Raw genomic sequence first — 16,469 nt, 5'->3', positions numbered from 1 at the left:
CTTCTCCTAATCCGCCTCTGAGCGTGCCGTCAGGCGCGACCGCTCAGAGGAGGCCCGTTCGCGCCCGAACCCCGGAGAAGATTTTCAAGAGACGTGACCATGACCCAGACAGACAGAAACCGCGTGTTGATCTTCGACACGACCCTTCGCGATGGCGAGCAGAGCCCCGGCGCGACGATGACCCATTCGGAAAAGCTCGAGATTGCCGAACTGCTCGACGATATGGGCGTCGACATCATCGAGGCCGGCTTTCCGATCGCCTCCGAAGGCGATTTCGCCGCTGTTTCGGAGATCGCCCAGCGCTCGAAAAACGCGGTGATCTGCGGCCTCGCCCGGGCGCAGCTGCCCGACATCGACCGCTGTTTCGAAGCGGTGAAACAGGCCGCCCGGCCGCGTATCCACACCTTTATCGGCACCTCGCCGCTGCACCGCGCCATTCCCAACCTGTCGATGGATGAAATGGCCGAGCGCATCGAGCAGACGGTGAGCCATGCCCGCAACCTGACCGACAATGTGCAGTGGTCGCCGATGGATGCGACGCGCACCGAGTGGGATTACCTCTGCCGTGTGATCGAGATCGCCATCAAGGCCGGCGCCACCACGATCAACATCCCCGACACCGTGGGCTATACCGCGCCGCGCGAAAGCGCCGAGCTGATCCGCCGGCTGATCGAGACGGTGCCCGGCGCCGACGAGGTGGTCTTTGCCACGCATTGCCACAACGATCTTGGCATGGCGACGGCCAATTCGCTGGCCGCGGTCGAGGCCGGGGCGCGTCAGATCGAATGCACGATCAACGGGCTGGGCGAACGCGCCGGCAATACCGCGCTGGAAGAAGTTGTCATGGCGATGAAGGTCAGGAATGACATCATGCCGTTCCAGACCGGCATCGACAGCCGCAAGATCATGCATATCTCGCGCCGTGTCGCCACCGTCTCGGGCTTCAACGTCCAGTTCAACAAGGCCATCGTGGGCAAGAACGCCTTTGCCCATGAGAGCGGCATCCACCAGGACGGCATGCTCAAGAACGCCGAGACCTTCGAGATCATGCGCCCAGAGGATGTGGGCCTTTCGGGCACCTCGCTGCCGCTTGGCAAGCACTCGGGCCGCGCCGCCTTGCGCGCCAAGCTCAAGGAACTGGGGGTCGACGTGGGCGACAACCAGCTCAAGGACATCTTTGTGCGGTTCAAGGAGCTCGCCGACCGCAAGAAAGAGGTCTTTGACGACGATATCCTGGCGCTGGTCTCGGCCACCACCGAAGGCAATGCCGATCAGTTGCAACTGGTCAACCTCAAGGTCGTCTGCGGCACCGGCGGCCCGGCGGAAGCGACGATCGAGATGGAGATCGGCGGCACGGAACACTCCGCGACCTGCCAGGGCGACGGCCCGGTCGATGCCGCCTTCAAGGCGGTGCGCGACCTGCACCCCAACACCGCGCGGCTTCAGCTTTACCAGGTGCATGCGGTCACCGAGGGCACCGATGCCCAGGCCACGGTTTCGGTCCGGCTGGAAGAGGATGGCATGATCGCCACCGGCCAGTCGGCCGATACCGATACGGTGGTGGCCTCGGTCAAGGCCTATGTGCAGGCCCTGAACCGGCTTCTGGTGCGGCGTGAAAAGCTCGGCCCCGGCGCCGATGCGCGCGAAATCAGCTACAAGGAGCTTGGCTGAGGCCGGGCGCCCGGCCCGACCTGGGGGGCCAGCCCCCCAGACCCCCCGGGATATTTCCGGCCAGAAGAAGCAGGGGGCCGGCGGCCCCGGGATCAGGCGGTCACGACCGCCCCTTCCAGGGCACCAGCACCCGCTCGGCCTTGCGCATCAGCATGTCGATGCCGAAGCCGATCACCCCGATCAGGATGATCCCCATCAGCACGATGTCGGTGAGCTGGAACTTCGAGGCCACCATGATCATCATGCCGGCGCCCTGTTCGGCGGCGACCAGCTCGGCGGCGACTACCGTCCCCCAGCAGACCCCCATCGCCACCCGCGCGCCGGTGAAGATCTCGGGCAGCGAGTTGGGCACGATCACATGTCGCATGATCTGCCATTTCGAAGCGCCCAGAGAATAGGCGGCATGCACCTTGGTGATGTTCACGCCAGAGACCCCCGACCGCGCCGCGATGGCCATGATCCAGAGCGCGGCGAGGAACAGCAGGATGATCTTGCCGGTCTCGCCGATGCCGGCCCAGATGATCACCAGCGGGATCAGCGCCAGCGGCGGCACCGGCCGCATGAATTCGACGATCGGGTCGAACCAGCCGCGGAACCAGGCCGAAAGCCCCATGGCATAGCCCAGCGGGATGCCGACCAGCGCGCCGGCGACAAAGCCCACCACCACGCGGAACAGCGAATAGCCCAGATGTTCCCAGAGCGTGCTGTCGCGGTAGCCGTCGCTGGCGATTTCGCCCAGGCGCTGCACCACCGCCTCGGGCGGCGGCAGCCAGATCGGCTCCATCTGCCAGCCCTTGGCAGGTTCGAAATTCAGCGTGCCTTTCTGCGACATGCCGACCCGGCCGAACTCGGTCAGCACCTCGCCGCCGGGCACGATGGGCTCGCCATTGACCGCCACCACCTGATGGCCTTGGTCACGGCCCTTTTCATCGTTTCGGTCGACCCGCATCAGCCCGGACCGCCAGGCGCCGATGGTATAGGCGTCGTTCTTGGCCCAGCCGTCGCCCGGATCGACCTCGGGCACCTCGGCGTCTTCGCCCACCGGATGCACCAGCACGGTGATCGTGGCCTCGTCGCGGCTGCCGTCGTCGGCCTCGGCGGTATAGGTCATCGTCGCCACGCCTTCGAACGGCCCCGGCGCATGCAGGAACCGGGGCAGCAGCGACGAGCCGGTGAAGGCGCCCCAGAGCAGAAAGATCGTCAGGATCGAGACCACGCTGGCGGTCCGGTTCGAGGTCACGGCGCTTTCGTCGCCGAAGGTCACCGTCTTGCGGGCGCTGTAGCCCTTGGCGGTCTGATCGACGATCAGCCGCACCAGAAAGAAGGAGCCCACGAAAATCGCGATATAGATCAGGAAGATGATCATTTCTCGTCCTCCGACCGGCCCATGATTTCCTCTTCCATGTCCCAGATCATGCCAAGGATCTCCTCGCGTCTTTCGGCGAATTCAGGGTGTTTCTTCACCTCGCGCAGATCCTGGCCGACGCCGAGATCGGCGAAAGGCAACCGGTATTCGCGGTGGATACGGCCCGGGCGCGGCGCCATGACAAGCAGGCGCTCGCCCAGCAACAGCGCCTCTTCGACCGAATGGGTGATCAGGATGATGGTCTTGCCGGTCTCCTTCCAGAGCTTGAGCACCAGCGATTGCATCTTTTCGCGGGTCAGCGCATCCAGCGCCCCCAGCGGCTCGTCCATCAGGATGACATCCGGGTCATTGGCCAGGCAGCGCGCCAGCGCCACCCGCTGCTGCATGCCGCCCGACAGCTCGTAGATCGCCTTTTCCTTGAAATCCTGAAGCCCGACGATATCCAGCAGGTGATCAACCTCGGCGCCGTATTCCTTTTCGCCCTGGCCTTTCATCCGCGGCCCGAAGCTCACGTTTTCGCGCACCGACATCCATTCGAAGAGCGCGCCCTGCTGGAACACCATGCCCCGTTCGGCATCGGGGCCGGTGACGTCATGGCCGTTGAGTTGTATCTCGCCCGAGGTCGGCGCCAGAAAGCCCGCGACGATGTTGAGCAACGTCGTCTTGCCACAGCCCGAAGGCCCCAGCACCGACATCAGCTCGCCTTCGGCCAGGTCCAGCGACACGTCCTTGAGCGCCTGCACGTGACTGCCGTTCGGCAGGTCGAAGCGCATCGACAGTTTTTCGATCATCAGTCCCGACATGGCCGGCCCTACTGCCCCTTATTGGTGGGGCCGCTCCCGGCGCCCTGCGGGCCTCTTTCGAAGCAAGCCGCAGGGGCACGCGGAGCGGCCCGGTCTCGTTGCCGTCAGGCTTACATGCCGCTGGCGGATTGCAGCGGTCCGGTGTTCACCGCATCTTCATAACTGTCGAGCGCGCTGTCGATCGAGCCGGCCTCGACAAAGACATCCGCCACGCCTTTCATGAACTCCTGCGCGCCGCCGCCCAACCATTTCTCGCCGAGCTGTTCGTCGACCGGCGGGAAGATGAAGGTCGAGATCGTCGACATCGTCGCCTCCTCGTCCATACCGGCATCCTTGGCGATCACCGGCAGCATCTTGTCGCGGTTGGCCTCGTCGGCCCACATCGCATTGGCCTCGGCCGTCACCTGAAGAAAGGCCGCCACGGTGTCGGAGTTCTCGGCCACCCAGGAGGCCGGGCCCGAGGTCACGTCGAAGACCAGGATGCCGAGCTCTTCCTTTTCCGCCCCGGTGAGCAGGGAATTTCCGTGCTCGAGCATGCGGCGCAGCGATCCGCCCCAGCCGCACGCCATGTCGACCGAGCCCTGGGCGATTGCCGCGGCGCCATCCGGCGGCGCCATGTCGACCACATCGAGCGAGCCGACGTCGACGCCGAAATGGCTCATCTGCTTGAGGAAACCGTAATGCGCCGCGGTGCCCAGCGGCACTGCGACCTTCTTGCCCTCGAGTTCCGCCGCGCTCATCTTGTCGATTTCAAGGTCTTCGCGCACCACGCAGTTGTCGTTCTCGGAATAGCTCACCGCCACGTCGAGGATCTGAAGATCCTGCCCGGCCGAGGTTGCCACCACGAAGGGCGGCACGCCCTGGCTGACCGACATCTGCACATCGCCCGAGGCCATCGCCGCCGACATCGCGGTGCCGGTGTCGAAGCTCACCCAGTTGACCGGCATGCCCAGCGCCTCGTCATACATGCCTTCCTGCTTGGCGTATTGGAACGGCATCGGCCATTCGAGGAAATAGCCGACCGTGATGCCCTCGCTGTGGCTGCCGGCAAAACCGGCCTGCGCCGAGGCCATCAGCGCCGCGGCGGCGACTGTCCCCATAACCCGTCGTGTGATTGTCATGTCTTCAGCTCCCGTGTTGGTCCTGCCCTTTTGCGGGCATGTGATCTGCCGGTTGGCCCGGCCACGTCGCGGGTGGCCCGGACGTGGGCACAATCCGAGCGGAAATCCTGTCAGCGATCAACGAAAAACTTTGCGCGCCGAAAGGTGCCAAAGGGCTTGCGAAAACCGGTTTGAAAAATTTCTGGCGCGAATTCAGCGCCTTGCCGGAATGGCTCTGAATTCAGCCGTTGGCGAACTTTCAACTGGACTCAAGGACTGGCCGGATGTGGCCCTATCATTCGCCGTCTTTCGCGGCTTCCTTGACAGGGACGACGGCCCGGCTTCACCGGGCCCGTCGGCCGTTGTTTCTTGACCTCGAAAACAAAAGGTGACGCCATGGATGGCACTCTGAGCGCAAATGATATCAGCCGTGTTGTCGAGGCCGACAAGGCCCACATCTGGCATCATCTGACCCAGCACAAACCCTTCGAGACCTCCGATCCGCGGATCATCATCGAGGGCAAGGGCATCCACGTCTGGGATCAGCACGGCACCCGCCTGCTCGACGCGGTTTCGGGCGGCGTCTGGACGGTCAACGTCGGCTACGGCCGCGAGCGCATTGCCAATGCGGTGCGCGACCAGCTGGTCAAGCTGAACTATTTCGCCGGCTCCGCCGGGTCCGTGCCGGGCTCGCACTTCGCCGAGGCGCTGCTTGACAAGATGCCGGGCATGAGCCGGGTCTATTACTGCAACTCCGGCTCCGAGGCCAATGAAAAGGCCTTCAAGATGATCCGCCAGATCGCCCACAAGCGCCACGGCGGCAAGAAGCACAAGATCCTCTATCGCGACCGCGATTATCACGGCACCACGATCTCCTGCCTGTCGGCCGGTGGCCAGGACGAGCGTGGCGCGCAATACGGGCCTTATACCCCCGGCTTTGTCCGGGTGCCGCATTGTCTCGAATACCGCCGCCACGAACAGGACGGCGCGCCGGTCGAGAACTATGGCGAATGGGCCGCCGACCAGATCGAACAGGTGATCCTGCGCGAAGGCCCCGACACCGTCGGCGGCCTCTGCCTCGAGCCGGTGACCGCCGGTGGCGGCGTCATCACCCCGCCCGAGGGCTACTGGCAGAAGGTTCAGGAAATCTGCCGCAAATACGACATCCTGCTGCACATCGACGAGGTGGTCTGCGGCCTGGGCCGGACCGGCGAATGGTTCGGCTATCAGCACTACGGCATCCAGCCCGACATGGTCACCATGGCCAAGGGCGTGGCCTCGGGCTATGCCGCCATCGCCTGCCTTGTCACCACCGAGGATGTCTTTTCCCCCTTCAAGTCGAACGCCGCCGATCCGCTCGACTATTTCCGCGATATCTCGACCTTTGGCGGCTGCACCGCCGGGCCGGCGGCGGCGCTGGAAAACATGGCGATCATCGAAGAGGAAGGCCTGCTGGCCAATACCACCGCCATGGGCACGCATATGTTCGAGGCGCTGAGTGAGCTTGCCGACCGTCACCCGGTGATCGGCCAGGTCCGCGGCAAGGGGCTGTTCCTCGGCGCCGAACTGGTCGCCGACCGCGACAGCCGGCAACCGGTACCGGAGGCGCAGGTCGGGGCCGTGGTGGCCGATTGCGGCCGTCAGGGCGTGATCATCGGCGCCACCAACCGGTCGGTGCCGGGCTACAACAACACCCTGTGTTTCAGCCCCGCGCTGATCGCCAGCAAGGACAACATCGACGAGATCGTCAGCGCCGTCGACCAGGCCCTGACCCGCGTCTTCGCCGGCTGATCCGGCGCCCCGGGGAAGTCCCTCTCCGGTCTCCTGCTCCCCGGCCGGGACGGTTCGGCACGATCCCCGTCCTGGCTTCTCTTGGCCCGTAAATATTCCTGGGGGGAGGCCGCAGGCCCGGGGGGCAAAGCCCCCCTCCTCAAAAAAACTGCGGGCAAAGCCCCCCTCCCAAAAAACTGCGGGCAAAGCCCGCCTTGTCAAACCCCAAGGTCGCAGGTCGTCATCAGTCCAGATTGCACCCACCATAAAGCCAGTCTACCCTGGGACATGGCCGTCCCAGTCGAAGCCTTCTTTCTCGATCCGCATGCCCAGGGCACGCTTCAGGTGCGCATCCAGCAGATGATCGCCCAGGGCATCCTGTCGGGCCGGATCAGACACGGCGAAAAGCTGCCCTCGACCCGCAAGCTGGCCCAGCACCTTGGGGTCAGCCGGATCACCGTGACGCTGGCCTATACCGAGCTGGTCGCCAATGACTACCTCGCGGCGCGCGGCCGGTCGGGCTATTTCGTCTCGGAAAACGCCCCCACGCCGCCGCCCGCCTTTGCCGGTCCCGCGCCCAGCGCCGACCGGGTCGATTGGGCGCGTGCGCTGGGCCAGCGCTTTGCCCAGACCTCCGAGGTGACCAAGCCGCTCGACTGGAACCACTACAAATATCCCTTTGTCTACGGGCAGGCCGATCCGGGGCTGTTCGATCACGCCAACTGGCGGCTCTGCGCCCTGCGCGCGCTTGGCGGGGCGGATTTCCATGCGCTGACCTCGGATTACTACGATCAGGACGATCCCGAACTGATCGCCTTCATCGCCCGCCACACCCTGCCCCGGCGCGGCATCCAGGCCCGGCCGCAGGAGATCCTCGTCACCCTGGGCGCGCAGAACGCGCTCTGGCTGGCGACCCAGGTGCTGCTGACCCGCGACCGGGTGGCGGCGATGGAAAACCCCGGCTATCCGGCGCTGCGCGACATGTTGCTTCAGGCACGCTGCCGACTGGCGCCGGTCGAGGTCGATGCCGACGGGCTGCCGCCCGCGGCGCTGCCCGAAGAGACCGACGTGATCTTTGTCACCCCCAGCCATCAGGCGCCGACCTCGGCCACCATGCCGATGGCCCGGCGGCGGGCGCTGCTCGAAAGGGCCCGGGCGCTTGATGCGCTGATCGTCGAGGACGACTACGAATTCGAGATGGCCTATCCGACGGCCCCGCAACCGGCGCTGAAATCGCTCGACCGCGACGGCCGGGTGATCTACGTCGGCTCGTTTTCGAAATCGCTCTTTCCCGGCCTGCGGCTGGGCTATCTGGTGGGCGACGAGACCTTTATCCGCGAGGTCCGCAGCCTGCGCGCCAGCGTGTTGCGCCATCCGCCGGGCCATGTGCAGCGCACCACCGCGCATTTCCTGGCGCTGGGCCATTACGACGCGTTGATGCGGCGCCAGGCCCGCGCCCTGCACCAGCGGCGCGAGGCGATGGAGGCGGCGATCACCGCCCAGAGGCTGGAGGTGGCCGGGCTGCCGGGGGTCGGCGGCTCGTCCTTCTGGCTGCGCGCGCCCGAGCGGATGGACACCATCCGCCTGTTCGAGCGTTTGCAGGAACAATCGGTGCTGATCGAGCCGGGGCACAATTTCTTTGCCGGCCCCTCGGTGCCACGCAATTTTTACCGGCTGGGCTATTCCTCGATCCCGGTGGCGCGGATTGCCGAAGGCATCGCACTGGTGGCAAAGGCGGTCACGGCGCTGAGCTGATCCGCCCCAAGCTTATCCGCGGATAAGTGTATGAATAATAAGTTAATTTTCCCTGAACGCCCGGTAAGATTCTAGCGGCGCCAATGCGTCGGCACGATGATCAGCGCGCCGATCGACGAAGCGATGGCGTTGAGCCCGGGCGAGGCAAAGCCCAGGCCGAACATGATACGGACGAAATAGAACAGAAAGGCGCCACCGACGCAGATGATGATGCTCTGAAGATAGCCGTTGTGGGTAAACCCCGACTTTTCAGAAACATAGCCCACGATCCCTGCAATCACCACGGTGCCGATCAGAACCGGAAACATCAGCTTTCCCCCAGGACGGTCCCGCGCGGCAGTGCCATGCCGCGCAGAAAGGTTTCGGCGTCCTGCGCCGCCTTGCCCGCCCGTTGCAGGGTATGCAGCCGCAGCGCGCCGGTTCCGCAGGCGACGGTGATGTCGTCGTCGAGCAGCGTGCCGGGGGCGCCCTGCCCCTCCGTCAGCTCCGACATCAGGAGCTTGATGCGGGTGTCTCCCGCCGCGGTCCAGGCGCCGGGAAAGGGCGAAAGGCCGCGGATCTGGCGGTCGATCTCTTGCGCCGGGCGGGTCCAGTCGATGGCGGCCTCGGCTTTGTCGATCTTGCGGGCATAGGTCACGCCAGCGTCGGGCTGCGGCTCCGGCGTCAGGGTGTCGAGCCGGTCCAGCGCCTGCACGATCAGCCGCGCGCCCATGGCGCTCAGCCGGTCGTGCAGCCGTACGGTGGTGTCCTGCGGGGTGATGTCGGTGGCCTCGCGCAACAGCACCGGGCCGGTGTCGAGCCCGGCCTCCATCTGCATGATGCAGACGCCGGTCTCGGCGTCGCCGGCCATGATCGCGCGGTGGATCGGCGCCGCCCCGCGCCAGCGCGGCAAGAGCGAGGCGTGGATATTCAGGCAGCCCCGGCGCGGCGCATCGAGCACCGCTTGCGGCAGGATCAGCCCATAGGCCACCACCACCGCGACATCGGCGTTCAAAGCGGCAAACTCCGCCTGTTCCTCCGCGCCCTTCAGCGACACCGGATGGCGCACCGCGAGGCCCAGCGCCACGGCGCGGGCATGGACCGGCGTCGGCCGGTCCTTCTTGCCACGGCCGGCCGGGCGTGGCGGCTGGCAGTAGACGGCGGCGATCTCGTGGCCGGCGGCGACCAGCGCGTCGAGCACCGGCACCGAGAAATCCGGCGTGCCCATGAAAACCACTCTCATGCCAGTTTCCTCGCCTTTCGGATCAGCATGTCGCGTTTGACCTTGCTCAGCCGGTCGAAATACATCCGGCCATTGAGGTGATCGATCTGGTGCTGCACCGAGGTCGCCCAGAGGCTGACGAAATCACGTTCTTCGATCTCGCCATGTTCGTTCAGGAAGCGCACGGTCACCGCGCGCGGGCGTTTGACCTTAGCCGAGACGCCGGGAAGGTTGGGGCTGGCCTCCTCGTGTTCGCGCAGCTGCACCGAGGCATGCAGCACCTCGGGGTTGGCCATGCGCACCACCTGGCCGCGCGTCTCCGAAGCATCGACCACCGCCAGCCGCACCATCTCGCCCAGCTGCGGCGCGGCGAGGCCGACGCCGGGCATCGCCTCCATCACCTCGATCATCTGCTCCCAAAGGATGCGGTGAGCCTCGGTGAGGTCACTCACCGGTTCGGCGGGGCTGCGCAGGCGCTTGTCGGGCCAGGGGATCACTTTGCGGGTCATGCACGCCGGGGTAAGCCAGCGTTGGGCGCCGGGCAAGGCGATTTGTCAACAAATCTCCGCCGATCCGTCAATGGATCGGCGTATCCCGACCCGGCCCGACGGTCTCACCCCGTCCGCGCCATCTCGCGCTTGAGCTTGACCATCTTGCGAGTGATCATCTGGCGCTTGAGCGGTTTGAGGTAGTCGATAAAGAGCTTGCCGTCGAGGTGGTCGATCTCGTGCTGCACACAGGTCGCCCAGAGCCCGTCCATGTCCTGTTCCTGCACCTTGCCGTCGCGGTCGAGCCAGCGCACGCGGACCTCGGCCGGGCGGGTGACCTCGGCGTATTGGTCGGGGATCGACAGGCAGCCTTCCTCATAGACATTGAGGTCTTCGGAGGTATCGATGATCTCGGGGTTGAACATCACCATCGGTTTCGGCGGCTGGGTCTCGTCCTTTTCGCAATCCATCACGATCAGCCGGTCCATCACGCCCACCTGCGGCGCGGCGAGGCCGATGCCGGGCGCGGCATACATGGTTTCGAGCATGTCGTCGGCCAGCGCGCGCAGATCGTCCGAGAGATCGGCGACAGGCGTGCAGAGCTTCTTGAGCCGCGGGTCGGGGTGGATGAGAATGGGCCGTTTCATGCCGGTGATCTAGTGCAGCTTCGGCAAAAGCGCAACGGTCTCAGCCGCGCAGCACCGCGCCCGGGTTCATGATGCCGTGGGGATCGAGCGCCGCCTTGATCGCGCGCATCGTCGCCAGCTTGGCCGGATCGCCATAGCGTTCGAGATCCGCCACCTTGAGCCGGCCAAGCCCGTGTTCGGCGCTGAACGAGCCGCCCATCTCGACGCAGAGATCATGCACCGCCCGGCTGATGGCGTCACGCTGCGCCGCATAGTCGGATTTGCTGCGGCCCGGGGCCGGAAAGACGTTGTAATGCAGGTTGCCGTCGCCCAGGTGACCAAAGCAGTTGACGCGAATATCGGCAAATTCCGCCAGCGCCTCCGGCGCCCTGGCGATGAAGTCGGGCACCAGGCTCAGCGGCAGGGCGATGTCATGCGAGGCAATGGCACCGATCATCCGGTTGGCGGTGGGGATCTCCTCGCGCACCGCCCAGAGCCCGGCGCGCTGGCCCTCGCTCTGGGCGATGACGCCATCGCTGGCCAGCCCCTGCTCCAGCGCTTCGGCAAAGATCGTCTCGAGCGCAGCTTCAGGCGCCTGTCCGGCGCTCAGGCCAAGCTCGATCAGCACCGTCCATTCGGGCCGTTCGGCAAAGGGCTGGCGCACCTGCGGCAGCATCTCGGCGAGGAAATCGAGCCCGGTGCGGTGGATCAGTTCGAAGGCCGAAACGCCTTCGCCGGCGATGTCGCGGGCCAGGGCCAGCAGGCGCAGGGCGGCGGCCGGGCTTTCGACGACGATCATCGCGGTGCCGGTGGCGGCGGGGCGCGGCGAGAGCTTGAGGCTGGCGGCGGTGATCACGCCCAGCGTGCCCTCGGCGCCCATTAGCAGGTGCTTGAGATCATAGCCGGTGTTGTCCTTGTGCAGCCGCCGCAGCCCGTTCCACAGGCTGCCGTCGGGCAGCACGGCCTCGAGCCCGAGACAGAGCGCGCGGGCATTGCCATAGCGCAGCACGTTGACGCCGCCGGCATTGGTCGACAGGCAGCCGCCGATCCGGGCGCTGCCTTCGGAGGCGAGCGACAGAGGGAACAGCCGGCCGGCCTCGGCTGCGGCGGTCTGGATATCGGCGAGGATGGCGCCGGCCTCGGCCACCAGCACGTTTTCCTCGGGATACAGCGCGCGGATGGCGGTCATCCGTTCGAGCGAGAGGATCAGCGCCGGCGGACCTTCGGGCTGGATTTGCCCGCCCACCAGCCCGGTGCCGCCGCCATACGGCAGCACGCCGACGCGGGCGGCATGGCAGGCGGCAACGATCTGCGCCACCTGCGCGGCCGTGCGCGGCAGCGCCACGAGGCCCGCCTGCCCCTGCCAGCGGCCGCGCGGTTCCTCGAGATAGCGCGGCTCGGCGGGGCGGAGCGTGCCCTCGGGCAGCGCGGCCGCAAGACGGTCGGCGAATCCGGCATCGGCCGGCAATAGATCGGTCATCGGGGTCTCCTTGGCCGCGTTCTAGCGCGTCGGCGCGGCAATGGCTATTCGTCGCGCAGCCAGGAGGGGCGCAGGATCACCACGGTGGGGCGATCCGGCAGGGTGGCGAGGCTGACCTCGATTTCCGAAGTGCCGGGCCGCTGGATGTCGAATTCGTCGGCCATGCCGGCGACAAAGCGTTCGACGCCGTAATCGGAGAACCAGTGCATCGGCAGGACGATCGAGGATTTCAGCCGTTTGAGGACGCGGATCATCACCGGCAGCGCGAGGGTCATGCCGCCGTCGACCGGCGCCATCACCACATCCAGCCGGCCCAGCGCGGCATATTGCAGGTCGTCGGGTTCATGGTGCAGGTGGCCGAGATGGCCGATGCAGAGCCCTTCGACCTCGAAGACGAAGATCGAATTGCCCTTCGGCTCGATGCCGGCGCCCGAGCGGATGTCGGTCGAGACATTGCGCACCACCATTTCGCCGAGATCGAGATAATGTTCGATGCCGCTGCCGAACGGCTCGCCCCACCCGCGCAGGGCATGCGGGATCGCCGGATCGGGCGCGCGGGTGAAATGCGAGGAATGGGCGTGGTTCATGGTGACCACATCGGGGATCATCGTGGTGGTGCCGATGAAGCCGGTGAAATCGGTCACGGCATTGAGCCCGCCGCGGGTGCGGATCAAAAAGGAGGCATGCTGAATGTACTGAATGCCGACCGTGTAATCGGGCAGCGGATCGGTCCAGGCGGCCTTGTGGACAAAGCTGATCCCCGGTGCGGCATCGGCGATGGCGATGCAATGCGAGGGCCGGCGGTCCTGCTGGGCCGAAGTGACGGTGGCGGCGGTGGCGAAGACCAGAAACGTCAAAAGAAATCGGAACATGGGGCATACCTCTCTGGCGCGAGGATAGCGTGATTCGCCGATCGGTCACGGGCTGTTGATGGCGCCGGGCCCCATTTGCCCGGGCAGACGCCCCTCGTGCCTCAAAGACCGGCGTCGGTTTTGCCCCGGCGGTCGATGCGCAGCGCGGCATAGAGCACATGGGTACGCCAGCGGCCGTTGATTTGCAGATAGCTCTGGGCCACGCCTTCATATTTGAAGCCGGCGCTTTCCAGGAGCCCGCGCGAGGCGTGGTTTTCCGGCAGGCAGGCGGCCTCGATGCGGCTCAGGTCCATCTTGGTAAAGGCGTGATGCACCAGCGCGAGGATGGCCTCGCGCATGTAGCCCTGGCGGGCATGCGGCGCGCCGACCCAATAGCCGAGCGTGCCGGCCTGGGCCGGGCCCCGGCGGATGTTGTCGAGGGTGATCGCGCCCAAGAGCGCCTGATCCTCGCGGCGCACCAGGAACAGCGGCATGGCGGTGCCATTGGTGATGGCGCGCTGCGACCAGTAGACCCGGTTGGTAAAGCTCTTGCGGCTCAGGTGGTCGTTCGACCAGGTCGGCTCCCACCGGGTGAGAAACCCGCGCGAGCTGTCGCGCAGGGACGACCAGTCGCGGTAGTCCGAATGCAGGGGCGCGCGCAGGGTGAGACGGTCGGTCTCGAGCCGTATCCTGCGTCGGGCCAGAAGCATCAGGCGGCGCGCCGCGCGTTCAGCCCCGCGAGATCCGGGGCGGCCTCGACCGGGCCGTAAAGCGCCATGGCCACCGGCGCGCTGGCGGCAAGATGCCCGCCGAAGTCGCGCACGCCCTGAACAGTGACCGCATCGATCCGCGCGATGGTTTCGGTGAGCGGCGGCACCCGGCCCCAGATCTGCACCATGCGGGCCAGCCGTTCGGCCCGGCTCGACGGGCTTTCCAGCCCCATCAGCAAGCCGGCCTTCATCTGCGCGCGGGCGCGGGCGACCTCGGCCTCGGTCATGTCATCGGCGGCGCGTTTCAGCTCGTCGATGGTGAGCCCGACCAGATCGGGCAACTGCTCGGCCGAGGTGCCAGCATAGATCGTCATCATGCCGGTATCGGCATAGGCGCCGGCCTGGGCAAAGATCGTGTAGCAGAGGCCACGGTTCTCGCGGATCTCCTGAAACAGCCGTGAGGACATGCCGCCGCCAAGCGCGACGGAATGGATCTGCGCGGTATAGATGCTTTCGTCGCGGTAGCCGGGGCTTTCCAGCGCCAGGGCGAAATGCGCCTGCTCCAGCGATTTCACCGTCCGGCTTTCGCCGCCGCCAAAGCGGGCCGGGCTGTCGAGCTCGGCGTGGCGCGGGGCGAGGTGGCCAAAGAGCGCCTCGGCCTGTTTCACCAGCGCCGCGTGATCGACGGCGCCGGCCGCCGAGAGGATCATCTGGTCGGGGCCGTAATGCTCGGTGACAAAACGCGCGAGGTCTTCGCGGGTGAATGCCTGAACCCGCTCGGGCGGGCCGAGGATGGTGCGGCCCAGCGCCTGATCGGGATAAGAGGCCTCTTGCAGCCAATCGAAGATCACGTCGTCGGGCGTATCGTTGGCCTGGCCGATCTCTTGCAGGATCACCCCGCGCTCGACCTCGATTTCGCGCGGATCGAACACCGGGTTGAGCAGGATGTCGGCCACCACGTCCACCGCCAGCGGCACGTCGTTTTTCAGCACGCGGGCGTAATAGGCGGTCACCTCACGCGAGGTATAGGCGTTGATATAACCGCCGACGTCCTCGATCGCCTCGGCGATCTGCAACGCCGACCGGGTCTCTGTGCCCTTGAAGGCCATATGCTCGAGGAAATGCGCGATACCGTTCTGGTCTTCGCGTTCGGCGCGGCCGCCGGCGCCGACCCAGATGCCGACCGAGGCCGATTCAAGCCCCGGCATATGTTCGGTGACGATGCGGAAACCGTTGGCGAGCGTGTGCAATTCTACCGTCAAGAGGCGATCTTCTCCCGGATGTGGGTTTCGAGGGCGGCGAGGTCGTTTGGCACTCGGGTCACCCGTTCCGCACGCTCATACAGATCTGCCATGCGTTGGGGAAGCCCCGGCCGCTGGCCCGATGCTTTTTCCACCGCATCGGGGAATTTCGCCGGGTGGGCCGTGGCCAGGGTGATCATCGGAGTGGCCGGATCGCGGTGCTCTTCGGCCACCTTCACGCCGACGGCGGAATGCGGGCAGAGCAGTTCGCCCATGGTCTTGCGCGCCGCCGCGATGGTGGCCAGGGTTTCCGCTTCGCTGGCGCGGCCGCTGTCGAAATGCTCGCGCAGGCGTTGCAGCGCGCCCTGGCTGACGTTGAAACCGCCCTGCCCCAGCTCGTCCATCAACTGGCCGATGGCATTGCCGTCGCGGTCATAGGCGTCAAACAGCGCACGTTCGAAATTCGAACTGACCTCGATATCCATCGAGGGCGAGATCGAGGCATGGACGTCGCCCTTGCGGTAGTCGCCCGACGACAGGCAGCGGTGCAGAATGTCGTTCTGGTTGGTCGCGATCACCAGCCGATCGATCGGCAGCCCCATGCGCTTGGCGATGTAGCCGGCAAAGATGTCGCCGAAGTTGCCGGTGGGCACGGTGAAGCTGACCTTGCGGTCCGGCGCACCAAGCGAGACGGCGGACGAGAAGTAATAGACCACCTGCGCCAGCACCCGCGCCCAGTTGATCGAATTGACCCCGGCGAGGCGGACTGCGTCGCGGAAGTCGAAATGGTTGAACATGTCCTTGAGCCGGGCCTGGCAATCATCGAAATTGCCATCCACCGCGAGGGCGTGGACATTGGCCTCGGCGGGCGTGGTCATCTGCCGGCGCTGCACCTCGGAAACCCGACCATACGGGAACAGGATGAAGACATCGACGGCATCAAGCCCGCGAAAGGCCTCGATCGCGGCCGAGCCGGTGTCACCACTGGTGGCGCCGACGATGGTGACCCGCTCGCCCCGGCGTTTCAGCGCATCCTCGAACAGCTGGCCGATCAACTGCATGGCGAAATCCTTGAACGCCAGCGTCGGCCCGTGGAACAGCTCGAGCAGGAAGTGGTTGGGCGCCAGCTGCACCAGCGGCGCGCGGGCGCCATGGCCAAATCCGGCATAGGCGCGGGCGATGATATCGCCGAAGCTTTCGTCGGTGAAGCTGTCGCCGACAAAGGGGCGCATCACGCGAAAGGCGGATTCCTCGTAGCTGAGACCGGCCAGCGCCGCGATATCGGCGCGTGACATCTGCGGAATTTCGGCCGGCACATAGAGACCGCCGTCACGGGCGAGGCCGCTGAGCATTGCCTCTTCGAAGGAAAGTTCCGGGGCGCGGCCCCTGGTCGAGATGTATTTCATC

Annotated in this window: 15 protein-coding genes; 3 read left to right on the top strand and 12 right to left on the bottom strand. The window is 66.0% G+C overall.

Going from position 1 to position 16,469, the window contains the following annotated elements; translation table 11 throughout:
- The first annotated feature begins 99 nt into the window (after positions 1-99).
- The gene (locus tag BMW90_RS00710) at positions 100-1,671 is read left to right on the top strand and encodes a 2-isopropylmalate synthase (RefSeq protein ID WP_048529783.1); all 1,572 of its coding nucleotides are present in this window, start codon (positions 100-102) and stop codon (positions 1,669-1,671) included.
- A gap of 100 nt (positions 1,672-1,771) precedes the next feature.
- Here BMW90_RS00710 and BMW90_RS00705 read toward each other — a convergent pair whose 3' ends face one another.
- The 3 genes from BMW90_RS00705 to BMW90_RS00695 all read right to left on the bottom strand — a co-directional run bounded on the left by BMW90_RS00705 (position 1,772) and on the right by BMW90_RS00695 (position 4,961).
- Positions 1,772-3,037: an ABC transporter permease gene (locus tag BMW90_RS00705; protein WP_074834308.1), complete on the bottom strand. Its 1,266-nt coding sequence runs from the start codon at positions 3,035-3,037 to the stop codon at positions 1,772-1,774.
- Positions 3,034-3,840, bottom strand: coding sequence for a taurine ABC transporter ATP-binding protein (locus BMW90_RS00700; protein WP_048529778.1), 807 nt, complete (start codon positions 3,838-3,840; stop codon positions 3,034-3,036). The genes BMW90_RS00705 and BMW90_RS00700 overlap by 4 nt, the downstream gene beginning before the upstream one ends.
- A gap of 110 nt (positions 3,841-3,950) precedes the next feature.
- Complete coding sequence (locus BMW90_RS00695) at positions 3,951-4,961, bottom strand: taurine ABC transporter substrate-binding protein (protein ID WP_074834306.1); 1,011 nt, start codon at positions 4,959-4,961, stop codon at positions 3,951-3,953.
- Between the two features lie 375 nt (positions 4,962-5,336).
- Between BMW90_RS00695 and BMW90_RS00690 the strand changes: the two genes are divergently transcribed.
- Positions 5,337-6,731, top strand: coding sequence for an aminotransferase family protein (locus BMW90_RS00690; RefSeq protein ID WP_074834305.1), 1,395 nt, complete (start codon positions 5,337-5,339; stop codon positions 6,729-6,731).
- Between the two features lie 267 nt (positions 6,732-6,998).
- On the top strand, positions 6,999-8,465 hold the full coding sequence (gene pdxR / locus BMW90_RS00685) for a MocR-like pyridoxine biosynthesis transcription factor PdxR (protein WP_074834303.1): 1,467 nt from the start codon (positions 6,999-7,001) through the stop codon (positions 8,463-8,465).
- 71 nt (positions 8,466-8,536) lie between these two features.
- Here the strand turns inward: pdxR and BMW90_RS00680 are convergent, their stop codons facing one another.
- From BMW90_RS00680 to thrC, 9 genes are all read right to left on the bottom strand, one after another.
- The gene (locus BMW90_RS00680) at positions 8,537-8,773 is read right to left on the bottom strand and encodes a hypothetical protein (RefSeq protein ID WP_048529770.1); all 237 of its coding nucleotides are present in this window, start codon (positions 8,771-8,773) and stop codon (positions 8,537-8,539) included.
- Positions 8,773-9,687: a methionyl-tRNA formyltransferase gene (gene fmt, locus BMW90_RS00675; RefSeq protein ID WP_074834302.1), complete on the bottom strand. Its 915-nt coding sequence runs from the start codon at positions 9,685-9,687 to the stop codon at positions 8,773-8,775. Before fmt ends, BMW90_RS00680 begins: the two co-directional genes overlap by 1 nt.
- Positions 9,684-10,175, bottom strand: coding sequence for a peptide deformylase (gene def / locus BMW90_RS00670; RefSeq protein WP_048529766.1), 492 nt, complete (start codon positions 10,173-10,175; stop codon positions 9,684-9,686). Before def (BMW90_RS00670) ends, fmt begins: the two co-directional genes overlap by 4 nt.
- Before the next feature lie 104 nt (positions 10,176-10,279).
- Positions 10,280-10,801, bottom strand: a complete 522-nt coding sequence (def, locus tag BMW90_RS00665) for a peptide deformylase (RefSeq protein ID WP_048529763.1) — start codon at positions 10,799-10,801, stop codon at positions 10,280-10,282.
- Between the two features lie 40 nt (positions 10,802-10,841).
- Entirely contained in the window at positions 10,842-12,260 is a 1,419-nt protein-coding gene (locus BMW90_RS00660) for an FAD-binding oxidoreductase (RefSeq protein WP_074834300.1), read from the bottom strand.
- A gap of 44 nt (positions 12,261-12,304) precedes the next feature.
- Positions 12,305-13,132: an MBL fold metallo-hydrolase gene (locus BMW90_RS00655; RefSeq protein ID WP_074834298.1), complete on the bottom strand. Its 828-nt coding sequence runs from the start codon at positions 13,130-13,132 to the stop codon at positions 12,305-12,307.
- A gap of 101 nt (positions 13,133-13,233) precedes the next feature.
- Positions 13,234-13,821, bottom strand: a complete 588-nt coding sequence (locus tag BMW90_RS00650; RefSeq protein WP_048529758.1) for a GNAT family N-acetyltransferase — start codon at positions 13,819-13,821, stop codon at positions 13,234-13,236.
- Entirely contained in the window at positions 13,821-15,083 is a 1,263-nt protein-coding gene (locus BMW90_RS00645; RefSeq protein WP_074834297.1) for a M16 family metallopeptidase, read from the bottom strand. The genes BMW90_RS00650 and BMW90_RS00645 overlap by 1 nt, the downstream gene beginning before the upstream one ends.
- The gene (thrC, locus tag BMW90_RS00640) at positions 15,080-16,468 is read right to left on the bottom strand and encodes a threonine synthase (protein WP_074834295.1); all 1,389 of its coding nucleotides are present in this window, start codon (positions 16,466-16,468) and stop codon (positions 15,080-15,082) included. The genes BMW90_RS00645 and thrC overlap by 4 nt, the downstream gene beginning before the upstream one ends.
- Position 16,469: the final 1 nt, after the last annotated feature.

This window comes from Marinovum algicola, from assembly GCF_900109145.1.
GTDB classification, from domain to species: Bacteria; Pseudomonadota; Alphaproteobacteria; order Rhodobacterales; family Rhodobacteraceae; genus Marinovum; species Marinovum algicola.
The sequence above is the reverse complement of the archived record's forward strand: the minus strand, read 5'-3'. Positions and strand labels throughout refer to the sequence as shown.